The sequence below is a fragment of the Nonomuraea sp. C10 genome (assembly GCF_008017515.1).
In the GTDB taxonomy this organism is placed as follows: domain Bacteria; phylum Actinomycetota; class Actinomycetes; order Streptosporangiales; family Streptosporangiaceae; genus Nonomuraea; species Nonomuraea ferruginea.
Window position 1 is genome coordinate 2,821,645 of sequence record NZ_VPFF01000001.1, and the last position, 22,566, is coordinate 2,844,210.

The 22,566-nt window shown below is 71.6% G+C and carries 21 protein-coding genes; 20 read left to right on the forward strand and 1 reads right to left on the reverse strand.

From position 1 onward, the window contains the following. Positions 1-124: 124 nt before the first annotated feature. The 20 genes from pgsA (at position 125) to FR742_RS12935 (ending at position 21,408) form a co-directional block, all read left to right on the forward strand. Positions 125-727 (forward strand): phosphatidylinositol phosphate synthase, encoded by a 603-nt coding sequence (gene pgsA, locus FR742_RS12840; RefSeq protein ID WP_148031178.1) that lies wholly within the window; start codon positions 125-127, stop codon positions 725-727. Then, on the forward strand, positions 724-1,629 hold the full coding sequence (locus FR742_RS12845) for a phosphatidylinositol mannoside acyltransferase (protein ID WP_148031179.1): 906 nt from the start codon (positions 724-726) through the stop codon (positions 1,627-1,629). Before pgsA ends, FR742_RS12845 begins: the two co-directional genes overlap by 4 nt. Continuing rightward, positions 1,626-2,753: a glycosyltransferase family 4 protein gene (locus tag FR742_RS12850; protein ID WP_148031180.1), complete on the forward strand. Its 1,128-nt coding sequence runs from the start codon at positions 1,626-1,628 to the stop codon at positions 2,751-2,753. The genes FR742_RS12845 and FR742_RS12850 overlap by 4 nt, the downstream gene beginning before the upstream one ends. 8 nt (positions 2,754-2,761) lie before the next feature. Further along, positions 2,762-3,292 carry a hypothetical protein gene (locus FR742_RS12855; RefSeq protein WP_222709133.1) on the forward strand — a complete coding sequence of 177 codons (531 nt, stop codon included), beginning with the start codon at positions 2,762-2,764 and terminating at the stop codon, positions 3,290-3,292. A gap of 62 nt (positions 3,293-3,354) precedes the next feature. Then, positions 3,355-4,371 carry a DUF3048 domain-containing protein gene (locus tag FR742_RS12860; protein WP_261808499.1) on the forward strand — a complete coding sequence of 339 codons (1,017 nt, stop codon included), beginning with the start codon at positions 3,355-3,357 and terminating at the stop codon, positions 4,369-4,371. Between the two features lie 112 nt (positions 4,372-4,483). Beyond that, positions 4,484-5,398, forward strand: coding sequence for a pyridoxal 5'-phosphate synthase lyase subunit PdxS (gene pdxS, locus FR742_RS12865; RefSeq protein ID WP_148031182.1), 915 nt, complete (start codon positions 4,484-4,486; stop codon positions 5,396-5,398). A 209-nt stretch (positions 5,399-5,607) separates the two neighbouring features. Further along, a complete protein-coding gene (locus tag FR742_RS12870; RefSeq protein WP_148031183.1) occupies positions 5,608-6,900 on the forward strand; it encodes an alkaline phosphatase in 1,293 nt (430 codons plus the stop codon). A gap of 314 nt (positions 6,901-7,214) precedes the next feature. Then, positions 7,215-8,087 (forward strand): endonuclease/exonuclease/phosphatase family protein, encoded by an 873-nt coding sequence (locus tag FR742_RS12875; RefSeq protein ID WP_187281129.1) that lies wholly within the window; start codon positions 7,215-7,217, stop codon positions 8,085-8,087. Positions 8,088-8,149: 62 nt separating this feature from the next. Next, positions 8,150-8,728 (forward strand): pyridoxal 5'-phosphate synthase glutaminase subunit PdxT, encoded by a 579-nt coding sequence (gene pdxT / locus FR742_RS12880; protein ID WP_148031185.1) that lies wholly within the window; start codon positions 8,150-8,152, stop codon positions 8,726-8,728. A gap of 3 nt (positions 8,729-8,731) precedes the next feature. Continuing rightward, positions 8,732-9,484 carry a YebC/PmpR family DNA-binding transcriptional regulator gene (locus FR742_RS12885; protein ID WP_148031186.1) on the forward strand — a complete coding sequence of 251 codons (753 nt, stop codon included), beginning with the start codon at positions 8,732-8,734 and terminating at the stop codon, positions 9,482-9,484. Positions 9,485-9,690: 206 nt separating this feature from the next. Beyond that, positions 9,691-11,496 (forward strand): carbohydrate ABC transporter permease, encoded by a 1,806-nt coding sequence (locus FR742_RS12890; RefSeq protein WP_148031187.1) that lies wholly within the window; start codon positions 9,691-9,693, stop codon positions 11,494-11,496. An 11-nt stretch (positions 11,497-11,507) separates the two neighbouring features. Continuing rightward, positions 11,508-12,674, forward strand: a complete 1,167-nt coding sequence (gene eis, locus FR742_RS12895; RefSeq protein WP_261808500.1) for an enhanced intracellular survival protein Eis — start codon at positions 11,508-11,510, stop codon at positions 12,672-12,674. Between the two features lie 84 nt (positions 12,675-12,758). After that, positions 12,759-13,289 carry a crossover junction endodeoxyribonuclease RuvC gene (ruvC, locus tag FR742_RS12900; RefSeq protein WP_148034510.1) on the forward strand — a complete coding sequence of 177 codons (531 nt, stop codon included), beginning with the start codon at positions 12,759-12,761 and terminating at the stop codon, positions 13,287-13,289. Next, the gene (gene ruvA, locus FR742_RS12905; RefSeq protein ID WP_148031188.1) at positions 13,286-13,906 is read left to right on the forward strand and encodes a Holliday junction branch migration protein RuvA; all 621 of its coding nucleotides are present in this window, start codon (positions 13,286-13,288) and stop codon (positions 13,904-13,906) included. Before ruvC ends, ruvA begins: the two co-directional genes overlap by 4 nt. A 52-nt stretch (positions 13,907-13,958) precedes the next feature. Beyond that, complete coding sequence (gene ruvB, locus FR742_RS12910; RefSeq protein ID WP_148031189.1) at positions 13,959-14,990, forward strand: Holliday junction branch migration DNA helicase RuvB; 1,032 nt, start codon at positions 13,959-13,961, stop codon at positions 14,988-14,990. A gap of 219 nt (positions 14,991-15,209) precedes the next feature. Then, positions 15,210-15,554 (forward strand): preprotein translocase subunit YajC, encoded by a 345-nt coding sequence (gene yajC, locus FR742_RS12915; protein ID WP_246639244.1) that lies wholly within the window; start codon positions 15,210-15,212, stop codon positions 15,552-15,554. Between the two features lie 34 nt (positions 15,555-15,588). Continuing rightward, the gene (gene secD / locus FR742_RS12920; RefSeq protein ID WP_261808501.1) at positions 15,589-17,379 is read left to right on the forward strand and encodes a protein translocase subunit SecD; all 1,791 of its coding nucleotides are present in this window, start codon (positions 15,589-15,591) and stop codon (positions 17,377-17,379) included. A 1-nt stretch (position 17,380) separates the two neighbouring features. After that, a complete protein-coding gene (gene secF, locus FR742_RS12925) occupies positions 17,381-18,367 on the forward strand; it encodes a protein translocase subunit SecF (RefSeq protein ID WP_148031191.1) in 987 nt (328 codons plus the stop codon). Between the two features lie 141 nt (positions 18,368-18,508). Further along, positions 18,509-19,027 (forward strand): adenine phosphoribosyltransferase, encoded by a 519-nt coding sequence (locus FR742_RS12930; protein WP_148031192.1) that lies wholly within the window; start codon positions 18,509-18,511, stop codon positions 19,025-19,027. A gap of 188 nt (positions 19,028-19,215) precedes the next feature. Further along, on the forward strand, positions 19,216-21,408 hold the full coding sequence (locus FR742_RS12935; protein WP_148031193.1) for a bifunctional (p)ppGpp synthetase/guanosine-3',5'-bis(diphosphate) 3'-pyrophosphohydrolase: 2,193 nt from the start codon (positions 19,216-19,218) through the stop codon (positions 21,406-21,408). Between the two features lie 10 nt (positions 21,409-21,418). On the opposite strand, the gene FR742_RS45750 is transcribed toward FR742_RS12935, so the two are convergent. After that, complete coding sequence (locus tag FR742_RS45750) at positions 21,419-22,510, reverse strand: cupin domain-containing protein (protein ID WP_261808502.1); 1,092 nt, start codon at positions 22,508-22,510, stop codon at positions 21,419-21,421. Between the last annotated feature and the right edge of the window lie 56 nt (positions 22,511-22,566).

Sequence of the window (22,566 nt, forward strand, 5' to 3'; positions counted from 1 at the left end):
GCGCGGGGAGTGAGAAAACCGCATGGACGCGGTGTGTTCACCAAATACCCATGTGGCGGATATCACAAGGGGGCCGGGGCAAAGAAAGTGGCCGGTGCCGGGATGGCCTACGATCGACATCGCGATGCTGAAACTCCTGCGCCCGGCCGTGACCCGGCTACTCACCCCGTTGGGCAGGGCACTGGTCCGCCGCGGGATCGGCCCGGACGCCGTCACGGCGATCGGCACTCTCGGCACGGTGGTCTCCGCCCTGTTCTTCTTCCCCATGGGCCTGCTCACCGCCGGCGCCCTGGTGATCACCGTGTTCGTGCTGTTCGACCTGCTCGACGGCGTGGTGGCGCGGCTCGGCGGGGGAGGGGGCAGCACGTGGGGGGCGTTCCTCGACTCCACGCTCGACCGGGTCGCCGACGCGGCCATCTTCTCCGGGCTGATCCTCTACTTCATCGCCGACGGTGACGCCCTGCTGGCGGGAGTGACGCTGTTCGCCCTGGTGGCGGGCCTGCTGGTGTCCTACGCGAAGGCGCGGGCCGAAGGGCTCGGGCTGACCTGCGACGTGGGGCTGGCCGAGCGTCCCGAGCGGCTGGTGGTGGTCCTGGTCGCCGCCTGCTTCTCCGGGCTGGGGGTGCCCTACCTGCTGGCGGCCGGCATGTGGTTGCTCGCGGCGGCCGGAGCCGTCACCGTTGTACAGCGCGTGGTCCATGTCTACCGGCAGACGAGGGAGCGATGAGCGGCAAGCCGTCAGTCACCGATCGCGTCGTCGCCGCGGGGTTCGCGGCGGGCTGGACGCTGGTCCCCTACCTGCCCGAACGCCCGACGGCCGCGGCGTTCGGGTTCCTGGCCGACCGGGTGTGGCGGCGGCGCGGCAGGTCGGTGCGCCGCCTGGAGGCCAACCTGGCCAGGGTGACCGGGCTGCGGCCCGGCAGCAGCGAGCTCGGCGAGCTCACCAGGGCCGGCATGCGGTCCTACTTCCGCTACTTCCACGAGATCTTCCGGCTGCCCTCCATCGACCGCGCGGAGATCGTCCGGCGCACCCACGTGGTCGGCGCCGAACACGTCCACGGCAACGTCGCCGCGGGCCGCGGCGTGGTGCTGGCGCTGCCCCACATGGGCAACTGGGACGCCGCGGGCGCCTGGCTGGTCGGCGTCGGCCATCCGTTCACCACCGTGGCGGAGCGGCTGCGGCCCGAGTCGCTGTTCCGCCGCTACGTGCGCTTCCGCGAGGGGCTGGGCATGGAGGTGCTGCCGCTGACCGGCGGCGACGGCCACAACTTCGGCACCCTCGCCTCCCGGGTGCGCAAGGGCGGCGTGGTGTGCCTGCCGGCCGAGCGCGACCTGACCAAGAGCGGCGTCGAGGTGCAGTTCTTCGGCGCGGCCACCAAGGTGCCTGCCGGCCCGCCGCTGCTGGCCGTGCAGACCGGTGCCGCGCTGCTGCCCGCCGTCGTCTACTTCGACGGCGCCGACTGGGGCATCCACATCCACGAGGAGGTGCCGGTGCCCGAGGAGGGCACCCGCCAGGAGAAGGTCGCGGCCGTGGCGCAGGGCCTGGCAGACGTCTTCGAGAAGGGCATCGCCGAACACCCCGAAGACTGGCACATGCTGCAGCGCCTGTGGCTGGACGACCCGCGGTGAGGATCGGCATCGTCTGCCCCTACTCGTGGGACGTGCCCGGCGGTGTCAAGCAGCACGTCGACGACCTGGCCCAGGCGCTCATGGCGCAGGACCACGAGGTCTCCGTCATCGCGCCTGCCAGTGACGACGACGAGCTCCCCGGCTACGTGACGGGCGCCGGCCGCGCGGTGCCGGTGCCCTACAACGGGTCGGTGGCCCGGATGTCGTTCGGCTTCCTGTCGGCCGCCCGGGTGCGCCGCTGGGTGCGCAACGGCCGTTTCGACGTGCTCCACATCCACGAGCCGCTGATCCCCAGCCTGGGCGTGCTGGCCTGCTGGGCGGCGAAGGGACCGATCGTGGCCACCTTCCACGCCTCCTTCACCCGCTCCCGGGCGATCGCGATGGCCGAGCCGCTGCTGCAGAGCGCGCTGGAGAAGCTGAGCGGCCGCATCGCGGTCTCCGACGCCGCCCGCAAAAGCCTGGTCGAGCAGTTCGGCGGCGACACCGTGGTGATCCCCAACGGCGTGACCGTCAGCCGCTACACCGACGCCGAGCCGCTCGACGGCTGGGGGCCCGGCGGCGCCACGATCGGCTTCCTCGGCCGCATGGACGAGGAGCGCAAGGGCCTGCCGATCCTGCTCGACGCCTTCAACCTGCTGGCCGCCGAGCGGCCTGACGTCAAGCTGCTGATCGCCGGGCCCGGCGACACCGGCGACGTCTACGACCGGGTGCGCAAGGAGTTCCGCGACCGGGTGACCGTGCTCGGCATGGTGAGCGAGGCCGACAAGATCCGTGCCTACCACTCGGTCGACGTGTTCTGCGCGCCCAACACCCGCGGCGAGAGCTTCGGCATCGTCCTCGCCGAGGCCATGGCCTCCGGCGCGACGGTGCTGGCCAGCGACATCCCGGCGTTCCGCAAGGTGCTCGGCGAGGGGCAGGCGGGCGCGCTGTTCGCCAACGGCGACCCGGCCTCGCTGGCGCGCGAGGCGGGCGCGCTGCTCGACGCGCCGGACCGGCGGGCCAAGCTCGCCGAGGAGGCCCTGGTCGCGGTCATGAAGTACGACTGGTCGACGGTCGCGCGTGACGTGGTGCGCGTCTACGAGACGGTGACGGCGGCCGGCGCCGGCGTGGAGGAAGACCTGTGACACCCACGATGATCGTCCTGGTCGTGGGCATCGTCGTGGTGCTCACGGCCGTCTACATCTCCTGGCGGGCGGGCCGCCTGGACCGGCTGCACATCCGGCTGGAGCTGGCCCGCGAGGCGCTGGAGGCGGCGCTGGTGCGGCGGCGGGCCGTGGTGCTGGAGCTGGCCGGCTCCCGGCTGCTCGACCCGGCGACCTCGCTGGTGCTGGCGGCGGCCGCGCACGAGGCCAGGATGGCCGGTCCCGAGGAGCGCGAGCACGCCGAGAGCGACCTGTCGGGGGCGCTGCGCGCGGTGGCGGACCAGGAGCGGTTCAGGGAGAGGCTGGGCGAGTCGCCCGGCGGCCAGGACCTGCTGGAGGAGCTGGACGCCGCGGTGGCCAAGGTGGTCTACTCGCGCCGCTTCTACAACAACGCGGTCGCGGTCACGCGGGCGGCGCAGCGGCGGTGGCTGGCGCGCACGCTGCGCCTGGCGGGTCATACGGAGTATCCGCAATTCTTCGAGATCGATGACAATCCGCCCGCGACGATGGCAACTGAATGACCCGGTTTGAGGGAGACCGGTAAGCTTCCATCCGTTCTGGGCAAAAGCGGAGGAGTGTACAGGTGCGGCTACCCCGGATGATCACCGTGACGCTGGCCGGGCTGGCTGTTCTGCTCCCCGTCACGGCCTGCTCGTCGGACGAGCCCGCGGGGGGCGCCGCCCCGCAGGCCAGCGAGTCGGCCACGCCGACCGAGGAGCCGACGCCGGAGAACCTGCATCCCTTCACCGGGCAGCCCGCCGACAAGATGAAGCCGGTGCTCGCCGTCAAGATCGAGAACACCGCGGCGGGCAAGCCGCAGATGGGTCTCAAGAGCGCCGACATCGTGTACGTCACGCAGGTCGAGGCCGGCCTGACCCGCCTGATCGCGGTCTTCTCCTCGAAGATCCCGGCCAAGATCGGGCCGGTCCGCAGCGCCCGCATCACCGACCTGCACGTGGCGCCCATGTTCGGCGAGCCCGCGTTCGCGTACTCGGGCGCGCAGACCAAGATGCTGCCGTTCATCGCCGAGGCGTCGCTGCACGACGTCTCCGACAGCCGGGTGCCCGGCGCCTACTACCGCGAGCCCGGCCGCTACGCCCCCTACAACCTGTTCGCCAGGCCCAAGAAGCTCCTGGCCGCCGCCCGCCAGGCGAGCAAGGCCGGCGACATCGGCTTCACCTTCGGCGATCCGCCCGCGGAGGGCGGCGTCGACCGCACGTCGTACACCGTCAAGTGGCCCGCCGCGCGCTTCACCTTCCGCTGGTCGGAGGACGAGAAGCAGTGGCTGATCTGGCAGGACGGCAAGAAGGACGTGGCGGCGGAGGGCGGCCAGCTCGGCGCGTCCACGGTCGTCATCCAGTACACCAAGACCGAGCGCTCCGAGTTCCACGACTCCAACCAGAGCTACACGCCGCTGGTGAAGACGGTCGGCAAGGGCTCGGCCATCGTGCTGCGCGACGGCAAGGCGTACAAGGCGAGGTGGGAGCGGGAATCCGAAGAGGGCGGCACGACGTTCACCACACAGAGCGGCGAGCCGATGAACTTCGCGCCCGGTCAGGTCTGGGTGGCGCTCGCCAGCCGCAAGCCCGTGACGCCGTGACGTACAAAACTCCGCGCCATTCGTGACATGGTGGCATGCGGGGGAGAAGTGCCTCAGGACCTACGATGGGTTTGAAAACTTACCGTTCCCCCCTAGCTCGTGAGGAAGACCGTTGTCCACCAGCACGCCCGAAACCCCGTCGACCACCGGCACCGGCACCGCCCGCGTCAAGCGAGGCATGGCGGAGATGCTCAAGGGTGGCGTCATCATGGACGTCGTCACCCCCGAGCAGGCGAAGATAGCCGAGGACGCCGGTGCGGTCGCCGTCATGGCCCTGGAGCGCGTGCCCGCCGACATCCGCGCGCAGGGCGGCGTCTCCAGGATGAGCGACCCCGACATGATCGACGGGATCGTCAACGCCGTCTCGATCCCCGTCATGGCCAAGGCCCGCATCGGCCACTTCCTCGAGGCGCGGGTGCTGCAGTCGCTCGGCGTCGACTACGTCGACGAGTCCGAGGTGCTCACCCCGGCCGACTACGCCAACCACATCGACAAGTGGCAGTTCACGGTGCCCTTCGTGTGCGGCGCCACCAACCTGGGCGAGGCCCTGCGCCGCATCACCGAGGGCGCGGCCATGATCCGCTCCAAGGGCGAGGCCGGCACCGGCGACGTCTCCAACGCCGTCACCCACATGCGCACCATCCGCGGCGAGCTCAAGCGCCTCGCCTCGCTGCCCGAGGACGAGCTGTACGTCGCCGCCAAGGAGCTGCAGGCCCCGTACGAGCTGGTCGCCGAGGTGGCCAAGGCCGGCAAGCTGCCGGTCGTGCTGTTCACCGCGGGCGGCATCGCCACCCCGGCCGACGCCGCGATGATGATGCAGCTCGGCGCCGAGGGCGTGTTCGTCGGCTCCGGCATCTTCAAGTCGGGCGACCCGGCCAAGCGGGCCGCCGCGATCGTCAAGGCCACCACCTTCCACGACGACCCCGACGTCATCGCCAAGGTCTCGCGCGGCCTGGGCGAGGCCATGGTCGGCATCAACGTCGACGAGATCCCGCAGCCGCACCGCCTGGCCGAGCGCGGCTGGTAACCGGCGCGTCGCACCCCGTGTCCGGGCCCGCCGGATGAGACGATCTTGTCCGGCGGGTGCCCCGTACAGTGGGTGCTTATTTCCGAAAATGGCGACATCCGCGAAGGATGTCGCCATTTTTGTGTTGATCGGCGTTCACTCGGGAGTCAGGATCACCAGTCAGGATACGGACGTCCCCCTGGCCATGATCGCCTCCTCAGGAGCCTCCCATGCCCGAGCTCAACCGCCGGCACTTCCTCGTCACCGGTCTCGCGGCCGGCGCGGCCGCCGCCGTCCCCGCCGCCGCGCACGCGGACCCCGGGACCACGCGGGCCCTCGCCTCGCGCGGGCCGCACGCCGACCCCTTCACCCTCGGCGTCGCCTGCGGCGACCCCGGCAGCGACGGCTTCGTGCTCTGGACCAGGCTCGCCCCGCAGCCGCTGGCCGAGGACGGCCTCGGCGGCATGCCGGCCCGGCCCGTCCAGGTGCGCTGGCAGGTGTACGCCGACGAGCGCTGCCGCCGCCTGGTCCGCTCCGGCGTCGCCGTCGCCGCGCCGGAATGGGGCCACAGCGTGCACGTCGAGCTGGACGGCCTCAGCGCCGGGCGCGACTACTGGTACCGCTTCCGCGCCGGCCCGTACGTCTCGCCTGTCGGGCGCGCCCGCACCGCGCCGCACCCGCACTCCTACGGCGGCCCGCTGGCGATGGCCTTCGTCTCCTGCAGCCAGTACGAGCACGGCTACTTCACCGCCTACCGCAGGCTCGCCGAGGAGCACCCCGACCTCATCCTGCACCTGGGCGACTACCAGTACGAGTACGCCAGGAACAGCTACGAGGCCCCCGGCGGCAACGTCCGCGACCACGAGGGCCCGGAGACCGAGACCCTCGCCGACTACCGGCTCCGGCACGCCCAGTACAAGACCGACCCCGACCTGCGGGCCGCGCACGCCGCCGCGCCGTGGCTGGTCGTCTGGGACGACCACGAGGTGGACAACAACTGGGCCGGCGAGGTCCCCGAGCGCCCCGACCGGCCGCAGCCGGACTTCCTCGCCCGGCGCGAGGCCGCCTTCCGCGCCTACTACGAGAACATGCCGCTGCGCCGTGACTCCATCCCGCGCGGCGTCGACATGCAGCTGTTCCGGCGGGTGCGGTGGGGCCGGATGGCCACCTTCCACATGCTCGACACCCGCCAGTACCGCGACGACCAGGGCTGCGGCGACGGCGCCGACTCCGACCCCGCCACGCACCCCTTCCTGGGCATCAACCCCCACCTGCGGTTCTACAACAACCAGCGCGGCTACGTGATCACCCGGGTCGAGCGCGAGCGGCTCACCGCCGACTTCAAGGTGGTGCCGACCGTGCGCGAGCCCGGTGCGGAGGCGCACACCAAGGCCACCTTCGTGATCGAGGACCGGGTCCCGGGCGTCCAGCAGACCTACCTGCGTCCGCTCGACCCGTCGGCCCGCTCCAGCGGCCAGATGACGGCCGAGGACACCGTCCGCTGGGAGACCGAACGCCCGTGACCCCTGGGGGCGGAACCCCGCCCCCAGCCCTCCCCTCCCGGAGACGGCAACCCACAGATCCGGAACGTGGCGATCGCAGACCCCCGCCCCTGAGGTCCTCCCAGGAGGTGGGATCGCCGGACTCCACTCGTGACGTTCGTGTCGGCGGATTCGCGGATCCTCGCTCGTGACGTCGTCCCTGAAAGCGGGAGTTGCGGGTCTCGCCCGGTGACGGGGCCGGGGGGTTCCCAGGCTCCGTTTCGCCGGGGTGGGGCTGGGTTGCTGTCTGCTCGTACGAGATCCGCGGGAGTCTGGCCATCTGGTTGGATGCGTTCGTGGTCGCACGGCTGATCCTCACGCTGACCCTGACCGTCACGGGCGTCGCGGCGGACGGGCGGGTCCGGTTGTCGGTGCTCAGTTGGAACGTGTGCGCGGGCACGAACGCGGCGTGCGCCCTCTACCGGGCCGGAGCCCAGGAGCTGGCCTGGAACATCAGCGGGCACGCGATCGGCGCCCCCGTCCGCCCGGACGTGATCTTCCTGCAGGAGTTCTGCTCCGGCGCGACCCACACCCTCGAACGCACGCTGGAGATCCGCACCGGCCGCGCCTGGACGGTCGGCTCCTGGAGCCTGCTGGACTCCGCCGGCGTCCCGTACCCGTGCCATCCCGACCGCCTCGGCCGCCCGCGCGGCGCGCAGAGCGTCGCCGTCGCCGTCGCCCGCCACGAGGCCGACTTCCGCGTCCACCCGCTGCCCTCCCCGCCCTGGTACGTACGCCGCGCCGTCCTCTGCGCCACCGTTCGGGCCATCCGCGTGCACGCCTGCAACACCCACCTGTCGGCCGGCACCTCCTACGACGACAGGCAGCCGGGCGCCCCCTACCGCACCAAACAGATCAGAAGGCTGCTCGACGTCGCCGACAAGGAGGGCCACCGGGCCGTCTTCGGCGGCGACCTGAACGCCGCGCCGCCGGACAGCCGCACCGGCGCCGCCGCCGGCCGCCGCGCGGTCGCCCCCGCCTACCGGCGTCACCAGGAGTGCGACCAGCGCGGCGGCGACCGCACCGGACGGTGGACGCACCTGGGCAGCGGCAGGCGCAAGAAACTCGACTACGTGTTCGCGCCGCCCGGCGCCGTCCGCCGCTGCCACGTCGGCCACGGCGTCACGCTCTCCGATCACCGGCCGCTCTACGCCGAACTGGCTCTGTAGGAAGATGTCAGGTATGTGCGGTGTTGAACGGACGACACCCTGAAGCTGACGGAAGGACGACCGTGCCCGAAATCGGGGTACTCGCTCTGCAAGGCGACGTGCGTGAGCATGTGCGCATGCTCCAGGAGGCGGGCGCCGAGGCCCGCCCCGTGCGCCGGCCGGCCGAGCTCGACGCCGTCGACGCCCTGGTCATCCCCGGCGGCGAGTCGACCACCATGTGGAAGCTCGCCGAGACCTTCGACATGCTCGAACCGCTGCGGATGCGGGTCAAGGAAGGCATGCCCGCCTACGGCTCGTGCGCCGGCATGATCATGCTGGCCGACCGCATCGAGGACGGCGTCGCCGGCCAGCAGACGATCGGCGGCATCGACATGGTGGTCAGGCGCAATGCCTTCGGCCGCCAGGTCGACTCCTTCGAGGCCGGCCTCGACTTCGCCGGCGCCCCCGTGCACGCCGTCTTCATCCGCGCCCCCTGGGTCGAATCGGTCGGGCCGGGAGTCGACGTGCTGGGGCGGGCCGAGCCTGGGGATAGGATCGTCGCGGTCCGACAGGGGCCGTTGCTCGCGACGTCGTTCCATCCCGAGCTGACGGGAGACACGCGCGTGCACCGATACTTCGTAGACATGGTGAGGGAGCTATAGGCGATGTCCGGCCACTCCAAATGGGCGACGACGAAGCACAAGAAGGCCGCGCTCGACGCCAAGCGCGGCAAGCTGTTCGCGAAGCTCATCAAGAACATCGAGGTGGCGGCCAGGACTGGCGGGCCTGACCCGGATGCCAACCCCACGCTGTTCGACGCGATCTTCAAGGCGAAGAAGAACTCGGTCCCCAACGACAACATCGAGCGGGCCCGCAAGCGTGGCGGCGGCCTGGAGGCCGGCGGCGCCGACTACCAGGTCATCATGTACGAGGGCTACGCCCCCGGCGGTGTCGCGGTGCTCATCGAGTGTCTGACCGACAACCGCAACCGCGCCGCCTCGGAGGTCCGGGTCGCGCTGACCCGCAACGGCGGCTCGCTGGCCGACCCCGGCTCGGTGTCCTACATGTTCAACCGCAAGGGCGTCGTGATCGTGCCCGGCGACGGGCTCGACGAGGACACCGTGCTCATGGCCGTGCTCGACGCGGGCGCCGAGGAGGTCAACGACCTGGGCGAGTCGTTCGAGGTGGTGTGCGAGGCGGGCGACCTGGTGCCGGTGCGCAAGGCGCTGCAGGACGCCGGCATCGACTACGACTCGGCCGACTCCAGCTTCCTGCCGACGATGAGCGTGCCCCTCGACGAGGAGGCCGCCAAGAAGGTGTTCCGGCTCATCGACGCGCTCGAGGACAGCGACGACGTGCAGAACGTCTACGCCAACTTCGACGTCTCCGACGAGGTCATGGAGAAGCTCGACGCCTGACGGGCCGCCGTCGCGAGCCTGCTCCTCGCGGGCGCTCAGCGCGCCGTCGCGCGGAGGCGGGCGCGTCGTCCGGCCTGGGTAGCCGAGGGCTCACGGTGTGCCGTCAGCGACCTCCTGGGGGCCGTCCCAGGGGGGCCGTCGTTCCCGCTCGGCGCGTTCCCGGACGCGTAGCAGGGCGGGCCGGAATCGGCATAGGGTCGGGCGTCGTGACCTCCCGCACTCCTGACTCCCCGGCCCCGGTGCTGGGCTGGCTGCTCCTCATGCCGGCCGTGCTGGGCATGCTGATCACCTTGCTCCTGCCCACGGTCCTGACGATCGGCTTCAGCCTGCGCTCGGGCGGGCTCGTGGGGCCGAGCGCGTTCGCCGGGCTCGGCAACTACGGCCGGCTGCTCGGCGACGACTCGTTCTGGCCGGCGCTCGGCTTCACCCTGTCGGTGACGATCATGCCGCTGCTCGTCGCCCTGGTGGTCGCGCCGCTGCTGGCGCTCGCCCTCGACCGGGGCGGCGCCTGGGTCAGGCGGGCCGGGCGCATCCTGCTGTCGCTGTCCCTGGTGACCTTCTCGCCGGCCGCCGTCGCCGTCTCCTGGCTGCGCGGGCTCCGGCCGGACGCCGAGGGCCTGACGGCCATGGCACGCTCCCTCGCCGAACCGGCGACCGCCCCGGGAACGCTCCGGCTCATCGTCGCCGCGGCCACCTTCGGCGTGGTGTGCGCGCTGGCCGTCCTGGCGTTCCTGCCCGCCCTGCGCGGCGGCACCGTCACCCCGGCCATGCTCGCGGTCGCCGGGATCGTCGCGCTCGCCACCGTCGCGGCGGGGCTGCAGCTGTTCACGCTCGGGCTGGTGCTGACCGGGGGCGGGCCGCGCGACTCCACCCAGACGCTCGCGCTCCTGCAGTACACGTTCACCTGGCGGGCGGCCAGGCTGGGCATGGGAGCCGCGATCGCCACCCTGACGGGCGTGATCCTCGGCGTGCTCGGCATCGCCGCCACCATCCTCGCGATCGCCACCCGCATGCGCCTCACCGTGACCCCCGCCACCGCTCCGGACGAGGATCACTCCGCGCGGGCTTCCGCGGCGGGCCCAGGCAGTCCGTACTTCCAGGCCCGGCCGCAGGACGCCGGGCTCGCGACCGGGCTGTCCGGCCAGCCGCCGGGCGCGGCCGTCCCGTACGGCGCCGCGCCCCCTCCGGGCAACCCGTACGCGCCGGGCACCCCGTACGAGACCGGGGCCGGGAAGCCGGACACCGCCCGAAAGCCCTCGGCGGCGGGCATGGCCGTCGGGGTGGCCGCGCTGCTCGTGGCGACGGTTCTCGTCTTCCTGTGGAGCCGGCCCTGGCTGTCGGCCCTTCTCCAGCCGGCGGAGGCGGGCGCGCCCCACGGGCGGAACGTGCACCTGAACACCTGGCTGCCCGCCTTCGCCGGCGCGCTGGTCTCCGTCGGCGTCGCCTATCTCGGCGCGCTCGGCATCGGCGGCCTGCGCCCGCTGGGCAGGCGCAGCGAGTGGCTCCTGCTGCCGTTCGCCCCCTGGCTGTTCGTCGGCGCGGGCCCGCTCAGCATCGCCAACTGGAACACCCTGCGCGGCCTCGGTCTCGTCGACACCGTCGCCGCCCTCGTGCCACCGCTGCTCGTCAGCGTGCCCGCCCTGGTCATCCTCACCCTGCTCTGCAAGGGCCTGGCCGAGCGCAACACCGGCGACCTGCTCTCAGGCGTCGTCAGACCCTCGTTCCCGATGGCCTGCGTCCTGGTCGTCGCCGTCACGCTGGTGAACGCCCAGGACCTGCTCTGGCCGCTCCTGGTCACCCAGCAGCCGGACCTGGCCACCGCGCCGCTCGCCCAGTTCATGGCGTCGAGCCAGTTCCCCGGCGGCGGCGCCGACGTGGGTCTCGCCACACCGCTGATCGCGATCGTGCTCGCGCTCGCCGCCGCCGTCGCGGCGCAACTGCTGTACTTGGACCGGCTCGCCCTCACCGTCGGGCGCGATATCGGGTCGCGGGAGCACGGGCCGGATGCTTAGGTTGGACGGTTGTGGACATTCGTGACCTGACGGCCGACGACCTCGACGCCGTGCTCGACCTTCGCAAGCGCGCCTTCGGCCCCATCCCCGCCGGACACGTGGAGACCTTCCGCAAGCTGGTGCACCCGACCCTGGCCGCGGGCCGCTACCTGGGCGCCTTCGACGGCGGCCGGATGGCGGCCGCCGCCCGGCTGCGGCCCTTCACCCAGTGGTGGCACGGCAGGCCGCAGCCCATGTCCGGCGTCGCCGGCGTGACCGTCAGCCCGGAAGACCGCGGGCGCGGCGTCGGCAGCCTCATCATGCGCGCCGTGATCGAGCGGGCCGCCGCGCTCGGCGACGCCGTGTCGGCGCTCTATCCCGCCACCACCCCCATCTACCGGTCGCTCGGCTACGAGCACGCGGGCGCCCAGAACCTGATGACCCTGCCCGCCGAGGCGCTGCGCACCATCCCGCCAGGCAAGGACGTCAAGCTCCGCCGGATGGGGCCCGACGACGCCGCCGAGGTCATCGCCCTGCTGCACCGGCTGCACGGCGCCGCCCGCGCCAGCGGCCCCATCACGTACGGGGAGGACATCTGGCGGCTGTGGCTGTCCGAGGAGGACGACTTCCTCTACCTGGCCGACGACGGGTTCGTCGTCTACCGGTGGGACGGCCAGGACATCGAGGTCGACGGCGTGGTCGCCGGCTCGGCCGACACCGCCAGGGCGCTGTGGTCGCTGGTCGGCACGTCCTCGTCGGTCGCCAAGCAGGTCAAGGCCGTGGTCGCGCCCGACGACCCGGTGCTGTGGCTGCTGCGCGAGCGGTCGAAGGAGAAGACCGAGCAGGTGCGGTGGATGTTCCGGGTCATCGACCTGGTGGAGGCGGTGGCGCGCCGGGGCTATCCGGCCGCGGTCGGAGCCGCCGCCGTCGTCCGGGTGGATGACCCGCTGCGGGCGGGCAACGCGGGCTTGTGGCGCCTGGAGTTCGCGGACGGCTCGGGCGCCGCCACCTGGCTCGGCCAGGCGGACGCCGCCGGGGAAGACGCGCCCGTGCTGAGCGTGAACGCCTTCTCGGCCCTGTACGCGGGCATCCCGACCGCCACGCTGCGGCGCGGCGGGCTCATGACCGGCGACGAGCGCCACGACGAGGTGCTCGACGCCGCGTTCGCCGCTCGCCCGTACATGCTCGACTACTTCTGACAGGCGTTTCCCGGTGCGCGAGCAGGCCGGGCGGGGTAGAGTCTCGTGCCGAACTAGTGTTCGGCGGGGCGGGGAGGCATGCCGGTGCGGGTGATGGGCGTCGATCCGGGGCTGACCCGGTGCGGCCTGGGAGCCGTCGAGGGGCGCCCGGGCGCGCCGCTCAGCCTGGTGGCCGTCGGGGTGGTCCGCACCGCCGCCGGCGACGAGCTGGGCGCGCGGCTCGTCGGCATCGAGGCCGGCATCGAGCAGTGGCTCGACGACGTGCGCCCCGACGCCGTCGCGGTCGAGCGGGTCTTCGCCCAGCACAACGTCCGCACCGTCATGGGCACCGCCCAGGCCGCCGGCATCGCCGTGCTGTGCGCCGCCCGCCGCGGCCTGCCGGTCGCGCTCCACACGCCGTCCGAGGTCAAGGCCGCCATCACCGGCAGCGGCACCGCCGACAAGAAGCAGATCGGCGCCATGGTCACCCGGCTGCTGCGGCTGAGCGAGATGCCCAGGCCGGCCGACGCCGCCGACGCGCTGGCGCTGGCCATCTGCCACGTGTGGCGCGGCGGCGCCCAGCACCGCCTGGCCGAGGCCGTCGCCCGCGCCTCGCGGAAGGGCGTGCGGCCGTGATCGCCTCCGTGACCGGCCGGGTGGCCGCCGTCGCCCCCGACGCGGCCGTCGTCGAGGTCGGCGGCGTCGGCGTCCTCGTCCACTGCACGCCCGGCACCCTCGCCACGCTCAAGACCGGGCAGGAGGCGCGCCTGGCCACCTCGCTCGTGGTGCGCGAGGAGTCGCTCACCCTGTACGGTTTCGCGACCGACGACGAGCGGGCCGTCTTCGAGCTGCTCCAGACGGCCAGCGGCGTCGGCCCCAAGCTCGCCCTGGCCATGCTCGCCGTCCACTCCCCGCAGGCCCTGCGCGTGGCCGTGGCCGGAGCCGACCTCAAGGCGCTCACCCAGGTGCCGGGCATCGGCCAGAAGGGCGCCCAGCGCATCGTCCTGGAGCTGAAAGACCGCCTGGGCGCCTCCCCGGAGGCGGTCGACGCCGCGCTCAACGGCTCACGCAAGGACACCCTGTGGCGCGAGCAGGTCCACTCGGGGCTGGTCGGGCTGGGCTACTCCGGCAAGGACGCCGACGAGGCCGTCGCCGCCGTCGAGCCCCAGGCGGAGGCCGACCTGGCCGCCGGCCGCGCGCCGCAGATCGCCGCCCTCCTGAAGGCCGCGCTCCGGGCGCTGAGCGTCCGATGACCCGCCACACCGGAGGCGTGGGCCCGTCCCGATCCCCGGCGGAGGTGGTGTCGTGACGTTCGAGCGGGAGCTCGTGTCGCCCGACGCCGACGGCGAGGAGCGGCAGATCGAGGCGGCGCTGCGGCCCAAGCGGCTGGCGGAGTTCATCGGCCAGGCCCGGGTGCGCGAGCAGCTGTCACTGGTGCTGGAGAGCGCGCTGCGGCGGCAGCGGCCGCCCGACCACGTGCTGATGAACGGGTCGCCGGGGCTCGGCAAGACGACCCTCGCCATGATCATCGCGGCGGAGCTGAACGCGCCGCTGCGCATCACCTCCGGCCCCGCGCTGGAGCGGGCCGGTGACCTGGCGGCCATCCTGTCGACGCTGGGCGACGGCGAGGTGCTGTTCATCGACGAGATCCACCGGATGGCCCGCCCCGCCGAGGAGATGCTCTACATGGCGATGGAGGACTTCCGCGTCGACATCGTCGTCGGCAAGGGTCCCGGCGCCACCGCTATCCCACTCGACATCGCCCCCTTCACGCTCGTCGGCGCCACCACCCGGGCCGGCCTGCTGCCGGCGCCGCTGCGCGACCGGTTCGGGTTCACCGCCCACATGGACTTCTACGAGACCGGCGAACTGGAGCAGGTGCTGCGCCGCTCGGCCGCGCTGCTCGCCGTCGAGCTGCCCGACGACGCCGCCAACGAGATCGCCAGGCGCTCGCGCGGCACCCCCCGCATCGCCAACCGGCTGCTGCGCCGCGTGCGCGACTACGCCGACGTGCGCGCCGGCGGCGTGGTCGACCGCGCGGTGGCCGCCAGGGCTCTGGAGCTGTACGAGGTCGACGGCGAGGGGCTCGACCGGCTCGACCGGGCGGTGCTCGGCGCGCTGCTGCGCAAGTTCGGCGGCGGCCCCGTCGGCCTGTCCACCCTCGCCGTGTCCGTGGGGGAGGAGCCGGAGACCGTCGAGGTGGTGGCCGAGCCGTTCCTGGTGCGGCAGGGCCTGATCGCGCGCACCCCGCGCGGCCGGGTCGCCACCGCCGCCGCCTGGACGCATCTCGGCATGACGCCACCGCCCGACGCGTTCGGTGCCGGACCCTCCACCTGATCACGAATCGGTTGCAACCATTGCGAATCGGGAACTTCCCCGCGCGCCGAAACGCTGCCTCGTTGCCGCGTTTCGCAACAAGCGCCTACACTCCGTGGCTTGGCTGGCTGTGTAGGCTGATGCGCTGAGCGGCGCCGCCCGCAACCGCGGAATTTCCGGCGGGAAGCCGGTGTCAACTCACTGTACGACGATGGAAGGTCGCCCCTGATGGACCAACTCATGAGCATCGCGCCGCTGATCCTTCTGGTGGTGGTGTTCTACTTCCTGCTGATTCGCCCGCAGCGCAAGCGCCAGCAGGAGGCGATCCAGATGCAGAACTCGTTGACGCCGGGCACTCGTGTCATGACGACGACAGGCCTGTTCGGCACCGTCGTCGCGGTGGACAATGAAGATGTCGTCCTCGAGATCGCGCCCAACATCGAGACGCGCTGGGTCAAGGCCGCCATCGGCCGTATCGTCACGCCGGGTGACCCGGTGGCCGACGAGCCCATCGCCGACGAGCCGGCCGACGGTGACACGAGCGCGGAGCACAACGACGACCAGGACTCCCGCAAGAAGTCCTGAACCCATGACCCCAATCCGAAAGAACTGACGACCAGTGGCCCGACCGACCAGCAGCCACAGCAAGCCGGGGCGAACGCTCCTGCTGCTCCTGGCGCTCATCCTCGCCCTGGGCGGGACGATGTTCTTGCAGAAGGCGTTCACGCCGAAACTAGGACTCGATCTCGCCGGCGGTACGACGGTGACACTGTCACCGGTCACCCAGGACGGTGCCTCTCCTCCCGAGGAGATCCTCGACCGCGCGGTCAACATCATCCGCGACCGGGTCAACGGCACCGGCATCTCCGACGCCGAGGTCGCCAAGTCAGGCGACAACATCATCATCTCCATCCCGGGCGTCGGGCAGAGCGAGGCCATCAAGCTGGTCGCCACCACTGCGGAGCTCCGCTTCCGGCAGGTCCTGGCGATGGAGATGACTCCGATCGCGCAGGAACAGCTCGCCACCGAGGCGCCCAGTCCGGACGTCTCCCCGACGGCGTCGACGGCCCCGTCGTCGACGCCGTCGGTCGCGCCGAGCCAGTCGGCCAGGCCGCAGCCTTCGGGGTCACCGTCAGTCTCTCCGACCGGGAAGGCGCTCTCGTCGGCGCTGACCGACCCGGCGCCGTCGACTTCCCCGACTCCCTCTCAGGGCGACAGGGGCAACAGGGACAAGAAGTCGACACCGTCGCCGTCAGCGACCGACGAGCCCGCACCAGATCCCAACGCTCAGACCCCCAACCCGCAGATCGACACCAAGGGCATCGACCCGGCCGTGCTCAAGCAGTACGCCGCGCTCGACTGCACCGACCCGAAGAACCGAGGCCAGGGAGTCCAGGACGACCCCGGCAAGCAGTACGCCGCGTGTGAGTCCAACGGCAGCTTCAAGTACGTCCTCGACGTAGCGAAGGTCGTCGGCACCGACATCAGCACCGCCACAGCCGGAGTCCAGCAGGGCACCACCGAATGGGTGGTCCAGCTCGACTTCAAGAGCGCCGGCGCCCAGGAGTGGAGCAAGCTCACCTCCACCGCCTACAACTCGCAGGAACCGCGCAACAAGGTCGCGGTGGTCCTCGACGGCGTCGTCATCACCGCTCCCAACATCATCAGCCCGATTCCCGGCGGCCGCGCCGAGATCACCGGCCAGTTCGACCAGCAGTCCGCCACCGAACTCGCCGAGCAGCTCAAGTACGGCGCGCTTCCGCTGAAGTTCGAGCGCAGCTCCATCGACACGGTCTCCTCGACGCTCGGCCAGGACCAGCTCCAGGGCGGCCTCATCTCCGGCGTCATCGGCCTGGCCCTCGTGGTCGTCTACTGCCTGCTCTACTACCGCGGCCTCGGCATCGTGGCCGTGCTGAGCCTCGTCGTCGCCTCGATCCTGACCTACACCGCGGTGGTCGTGCTGGGGCAGAACGCCGGTTTCCGGCTCTCCCTGCCGCACATCATCGGCCTGGTGGTCTCCATCGGCATCACCGCCGACTCGTTCATCGTGTACTTCGAACGCATACGCGACGAGATGAAGGAGGGCAGGCGGACTCTCCGCGCGGCCGTCGAAGTGGCCTGGGTCCGCGCCCGGCGCACGATCCTGATCGCCGACGCCGTCATGTTCATCGCCGCGATCGTGCTCTACCTGCTGTCGGTGGGCGGCGTCGCCGGCTTCGCCTTCGCGATGGGCCTGACCACGCTGATCGACGTCGTCGTGGTGTTCATGTTCACCAAGCCCTTCATCGCGCTGCTGGCCAGACTGAAGTTCTTCGCCAAGGGTCATCCGCTGTCCGGCCTGGACGCCGAGCGCATGAGCGTGGCCGACACCAGCGGATCCGTCCGCAAGACCACCCCGCGGGAGGCCTGAGATGGGACTGGGGCGACGCCTCTACCGGGGCGAGATCGACGTCGACTTCGTCGGGAAGTGGCGGCTGTGGTACAGCCTGTCCGCCATCCTGCTGGTGATCTCCTTCGCCGGCCTGCTCTGGAACGGGCTCAACCTGGGCGTCGAGTTCAAGGGCGGTTCGGTCTTCTCCTTCCAGCCGACGCAGACCGTCAGCGTCCAGGAGGTGCGCGAGACGTTCAGCGAGCAGGGCATCCACCAGCCGATCGTGCAGACCGCCGGCGACCGCTACCGCGTCACCACCGAGACGCTCGTCGAGAGCCAGAGCCTGCGGATGCAGGACGTGATCTCCAAGGAGTTCGGCACCCCCGTCGAGCAGGTCAACGTGCAGTCGATCGGCGCCTCGTGGGGCGGTGAGGTCTCCACCAAGGCGCTGTGGGGCCTGGTCGCGTTCATGGTGGCGATCATCGCCTACCTGTCGATGGCGTTCGAGCCGAAGATGGCGCTCGCCGCGATCGTCGCGCTGCTGCACGACCTCGTCATCACGGCCGGCGTCTACGCCTGGTCCGGGTTCGAGGTCACGCCGGCGACGCTGCTGGGCTTCCTGACCATCCTGGGTTACTCGCTCTACGACGCGGTCGTGGTGTTCGACATGATCAAGGAGGTCACGGCCAAGCTCGGCACCACGTCGAAGCAGACCTACTCGATGGCCGCCAACGACGCGCTCAACCACACGCTGATCCGCTCGCTGAACACGTCGCTGGTCGCGATCCTGCCGGTGGCGGCGATCCTGTTCATCGGCACCACCGTGCTCGGCGCCGGCACGCTGAAGGACCTCGCGTTGGCCCTGTTCGTCGGCATGGTGGTCGGCACCTACTCGTCGATCTGCGTGGCCACGCCGCTGCTGGTGACGCTCAAGGAGCGGGAGCCGAAGTACCAGGCCATCGCCAGGAGGCTCGCCTCCACCGGCGGCGGCAAGGGCGCCAGGCGCGCCGCCGCGGCCAAGGGCTGACCTGTCCGCACGCGCCCCCGTCCCTCCCGGGCGGGGGCGCAGCCGTGGGGACGTCAGGGGCGGGGATGCGCCATCATGAAGCCCGGCGGACGCGGACCCCTCCACGTCGCCACCCACCTTGACCCCTCCGAGGAGCACCTCATGAGCGACCTGACCGCGCTGATCCTGGACCGCATCCGGGACGTGCCCGACTACCCCAAGCCCGGCGTGGTGTTCAAGGACATCACCCCGCTGCTCGCCGACCACGCCGTGTTCTGCGCCGTGGTGGACGCCCTGGCCGACGGGTTCGAGGCCGACAAGATCGTGGGCATCGAGGCGCGCGGCTTCATCCTGGCCGCGCCGGTGGCCTACCAGGAGGGTGCCGGCTTCGTACCTGTGCGTAAGAAGGGCAAACTGCCTGCCGCCGTGCTCGAAGAGTCCTACGATCTGGAATACGGTTCGGCGACCATCGAGGTGCACGACGACGCTTTCTCGCCCGGCGACCGGGTGCTCATCGTCGACGACGTGCTGGCCACGGGCGGCACGGCGGCGGCGGCGGTGGAGCTCGTGCGCAGGACGGGAGCCGAGGTGGTGGGCGTCTCCGTGCTGATGGAGCTCGCCTTCCTGAAGGGGCGCGAGCGCCTCACGGGAGTGGAGACCCGCTCCCTGCTGATCGTCTGAGGAGAGGACCCGAGGCGGTCCGGGTGCGTCGCCTGGATACACTGGGGATCTGGACTCGAACGTAAGGAGTCTGAGTGCCCCGTGATGTGGTCGTGCCCGACGTAACGGACGCGAGTGGTGCCGCCGCGCAAGCCGATGCCGCGCCGGCCGCACCCGCGGCGCGCCGTCGGCGGTTTGGGGGTGGGGCCATGAATCCGGTGCTGGAGCCGCTCTTCCGCACTGTCCGGGCCACCCACCCCAAGGCCGACCTGCGTGTCATCGAGCGCGCCTACGAGGTGGCGGCTCACCACCACCGCGACCAGAAGCGCAAGAGCGGCGACCCGTACATCACCCACCCGCTGGCGGTGGCGACGATCCTGGCCGAGCTCGGCACCGACGACGAGACGCTCTGCGCGGCCCTGCTGCACGACACCGTCGAAGACACCGCCTACGGCCTCGACGAGCTGCGCGGTGACTTCGGCGACACGATCGCCTCGCTGGTCGACGGCGTCACCAAGCTCGACAAGGTCAAGTTCGGCGACGCGGCCCAGGCCGAGACCGTGCGCAAGATGGTCGTGGCCATGTCCCGCGACATCCGGGTGCTGATCATCAAGCTGGCCGACCGGCTCCACAACATGCGCACGATGCGCTACCTGCCGGAGCACAAGCGCCACCAGAAGTCCCGCGAGACCCTGGAGATCTTCGCCCCGCTGGCCCACCGCCTGGGCATGAACACGATCAAGTGGGAGCTAGAAGATCTCGCCTTCGCCATGCTCTATCCCAAGCGCTACGACGAGATCGCGCGCATGGTGTCGGAGCGGGCGCCGCGGCGCGACCTGTTCCTGCAGGAGGTCATCGAGAAGGTCTCCGGCGACCTGCGCGAGGCCCGCATCCGGGCCGTGGTCAAGGGCAGGCCGAAGCACTACTACTCGGTCTACCAGAAGATGATCGCCCGCGACGTCGCCTTCGACGACATCTACGACCTGGTGGGCATCCGAGTCCTGGTCGACTCCGTACGCGACTGCTATGCGGCGCTCGGAACGATCCACGCGCGCTGGAACCCGGTCCCCGGCCGGTTCAAGGACTACATCGCGATGCCCAAGTTCAACATGTACCAATCGCTGCACACCACGGTGATCGGTCCCGAGGGCAAGCCGGTGGAGCTGCAGATCCGCACCCACGCCATGCACCACAGGGCCGAGTACGGCGTGGCCGCGCACTGGAAGTACAAGGAGGAGGTCGGCGGGCCCGGCCCCGTCGGCAAGGTCAAGCCCGGCAGCGACATGGCCTGGCTGCGCCAGCTCCTCGACTGGCAGAAGGAGACGGCCGACCCGGGCGAGTTCCTGGAGTCGCTCCGGTTCGACCTGTCGGTGTCGGAGGTCTACGTCTTCACCCCGAAGGGCCAGGTCATCGCCCTGCCCGAGGGCGGCACCCCCGTCGACTTCGCCTACGCGGTCCACACCGAGGTGGGCCACCGCTGCATCGGCGCCCGGGTCAACGGCCGGCTGGTGCCCCTGGAGTCGCGGCTGGGCAACGGCGACACGGTCGAGATCTTCACCTCCAAGTCGCCCGACGCCGGGCCCTCGCGCGACTGGCTGAAGTTCGTCAAGTCGGGCCGCGCCCGTAACAAGATCCGGCAGTGGTTCTCCAAGGAGCGCCGCGAGACCGCGATCGAGGCGGGCAAGGAGGCCATCGGCCGGGCGATGCGCAAGCAGGGCCTGCCGCTGCAGCGCCTGATGTCCGGCGAGGCGCTGCTGGCGCTCGCCCGTGACCTGCGCTACCCCGACGTGTCGGCGCTGTACGCGGCCGTCGGAGAGGGCCACACGGCCGCCCAGACGGTCGTGCAGAAGCTGGTGGCGTCCATCGGCGGCGTGGAGAGCGCCGAGGAGGACATCGCCGAGACCTCGCTGCCGACCCGGCTGCGCGGCCGCCCCAGGGGTGGAGGCGGCGCGGGCGTGGTGGTGGCGGGCGACGCCGACGTGTGGGTGCGGTTGTCGAAGTGCTGCACCCCCGTGCCCGGCGACGAGATCGTCGGCTTCGTCACCCGCGGCCACGGCGTCTCGGTCCACCGCTCCGACTGCACCAACATCCAGCAGCTCAGGTCGCAGCCCGACCGGCTGGTGGAGGTCAGCTGGTCGCCCGGCGACGACAGCGTGTTCCTCGTGGCCATCCAGGTGGAGGCGCTCGACCGGCCCAGGCTGCTGTCCGACGTCACCCGTACGCTTTCCGACCAGCACGTCAACATCCTGAGCGCCTCCGTGACCACCTCGCGCGACCGGGTGGCCGTCAGCAAGTTCACCTTCGAGATGGGCGACCCCAAGCACCTGGGCCACGTCCTGAAGGCCGTGCGCGGCATCCAGGGCGTCTACGACGTCTACCGCGTCAGCGGCGCGGGCGGCTGAGGGGCCGCCGTCACCGCATCCGCAGGTCCGGCAGGTCGACCACGATCGCCTCCTGGGTGCTGCGGGCGATGACCACCACCGCCTCCTGCTCCGGGTCCGGGTTCTCCTCGCGGTGCGGGACGAACGGCGGCACGAACACGTAGTCGCCCGGCCCGGTCTCGATCCGCCGCTCCCCGCCGTCCTCCAGGAACACGAACACCGGCCTGCCGCTCACCACGTAGATGGCGGTCTCCGACTCGCCGTGATGGTGGTCGGCCGAGCGGGTCGCGGGCGCCACGTGCGTCTGGCCCATCCAGAGCCGCCGTGAGCCGGTGGTGGCGTCGCTGACCGCCGCCAGCCGGCGCATCCCCGCGCTCTGCGCCGTCGCCCCGGACAGGTCCTCAGGAGTGAGGTGCCGCAGCGGACGGTGGAAGACGTCGCCGTCGGCCCGGTATCCCTCCCACAGGCGTCCACCGGCCCGCTCCAGCACCCCTCCGGCCACCGCCGCCAGCTCGCCGGGCGTCTCCCGTGCCTTCAGCAGCGCCTGGGCCAGCTCGGGATCGTGCGCGCGCAGCTCACGCAGCAGCCACTTGCCGCCGCCCTGCCAGCGCCCGCCCAGCGACAGCGCCAGCCGCGCGGCCTCCTCGACCACGTTCCACTCGATGAACGCCCGCTCGCCCGGGTCGGTCACCCCGGCCAGATCGTCCAGCAGATCGGACAGCACGTAGCGGGCCCTGCCGAGCGCGGCGTCGTGCGGAGCCCCGGGGCCGCGCTCCAGCCGCCCTCTCAGCTCCTCCCTGAGCGCCTCCAGCCGCCCGCCACTCCGGTCGGCCAGCACGATCCCCTCGGCGCAGAGGCGGGCCAGCACGGGCTGCCGGTTGCCGAAGTCACGCTCCAGCCAGGCCCCGAAGCTGGTCTGGCTGTGCACGAGCAGCTCGACCGGCCAGTCGTGCCGGCGCAGGGACTCCCGGTACGGTGCCGCGAGCCCGTCGACGACGACCAGGATGTCGAGGTCGGAGGTGGGGGTCCGGCGCCCGGCCGCCACGCTGCCGCCGAGCAGGGCGTACAGCGCCTCCGGGAACAGCTCGTCGACCAGGGCACGGGCCTCGCTCACAGGATCCATGGCGGCCACGATAGCCAACCGGGCACACCATGATCGAGACCTCCGGCTCGCCGGCC

Excerpts from the sequence above, each read along its gene's own strand:
- pgsA (WP_148031178.1), top strand. The coding sequence starts at position 125 with ATGCTGAAACTCCTGCGCCCGGCCGTGACCCGGCTACTCACCCCGTTG.
- FR742_RS12845 (WP_148031179.1), top strand. The coding sequence starts at position 724 with ATGAGCGGCAAGCCGTCAGTCACCGATCGCGTCGTCGCCGCGGGGTTC.
- FR742_RS12855 (WP_222709133.1), top strand. The coding sequence starts at position 2,762 with ATGATCGTCCTGGTCGTGGGCATCGTCGTGGTGCTCACGGCCGTCTAC.
- FR742_RS12870 (WP_148031183.1), top strand. The coding sequence starts at position 5,608 with ATGCCCGAGCTCAACCGCCGGCACTTCCTCGTCACCGGTCTCGCGGCC.
- FR742_RS12885 (WP_148031186.1), top strand. The coding sequence starts at position 8,732 with ATGTCCGGCCACTCCAAATGGGCGACGACGAAGCACAAGAAGGCCGCG.
- yajC (WP_246639244.1), top strand. The coding sequence starts at position 15,210 with ATGAGCATCGCGCCGCTGATCCTTCTGGTGGTGGTGTTCTACTTCCTG.
- secF (WP_148031191.1), top strand. The coding sequence starts at position 17,381 with ATGGGACTGGGGCGACGCCTCTACCGGGGCGAGATCGACGTCGACTTC.
- FR742_RS12930 (WP_148031192.1), top strand. The coding sequence starts at position 18,509 with ATGAGCGACCTGACCGCGCTGATCCTGGACCGCATCCGGGACGTGCCC.
- FR742_RS12935 (WP_148031193.1), top strand. The coding sequence starts at position 19,216 with ATGAATCCGGTGCTGGAGCCGCTCTTCCGCACTGTCCGGGCCACCCAC.
- FR742_RS45750 (WP_261808502.1), bottom strand. The coding sequence starts at position 22,510 with ATGGATCCTGTGAGCGAGGCCCGTGCCCTGGTCGACGAGCTGTTCCCG.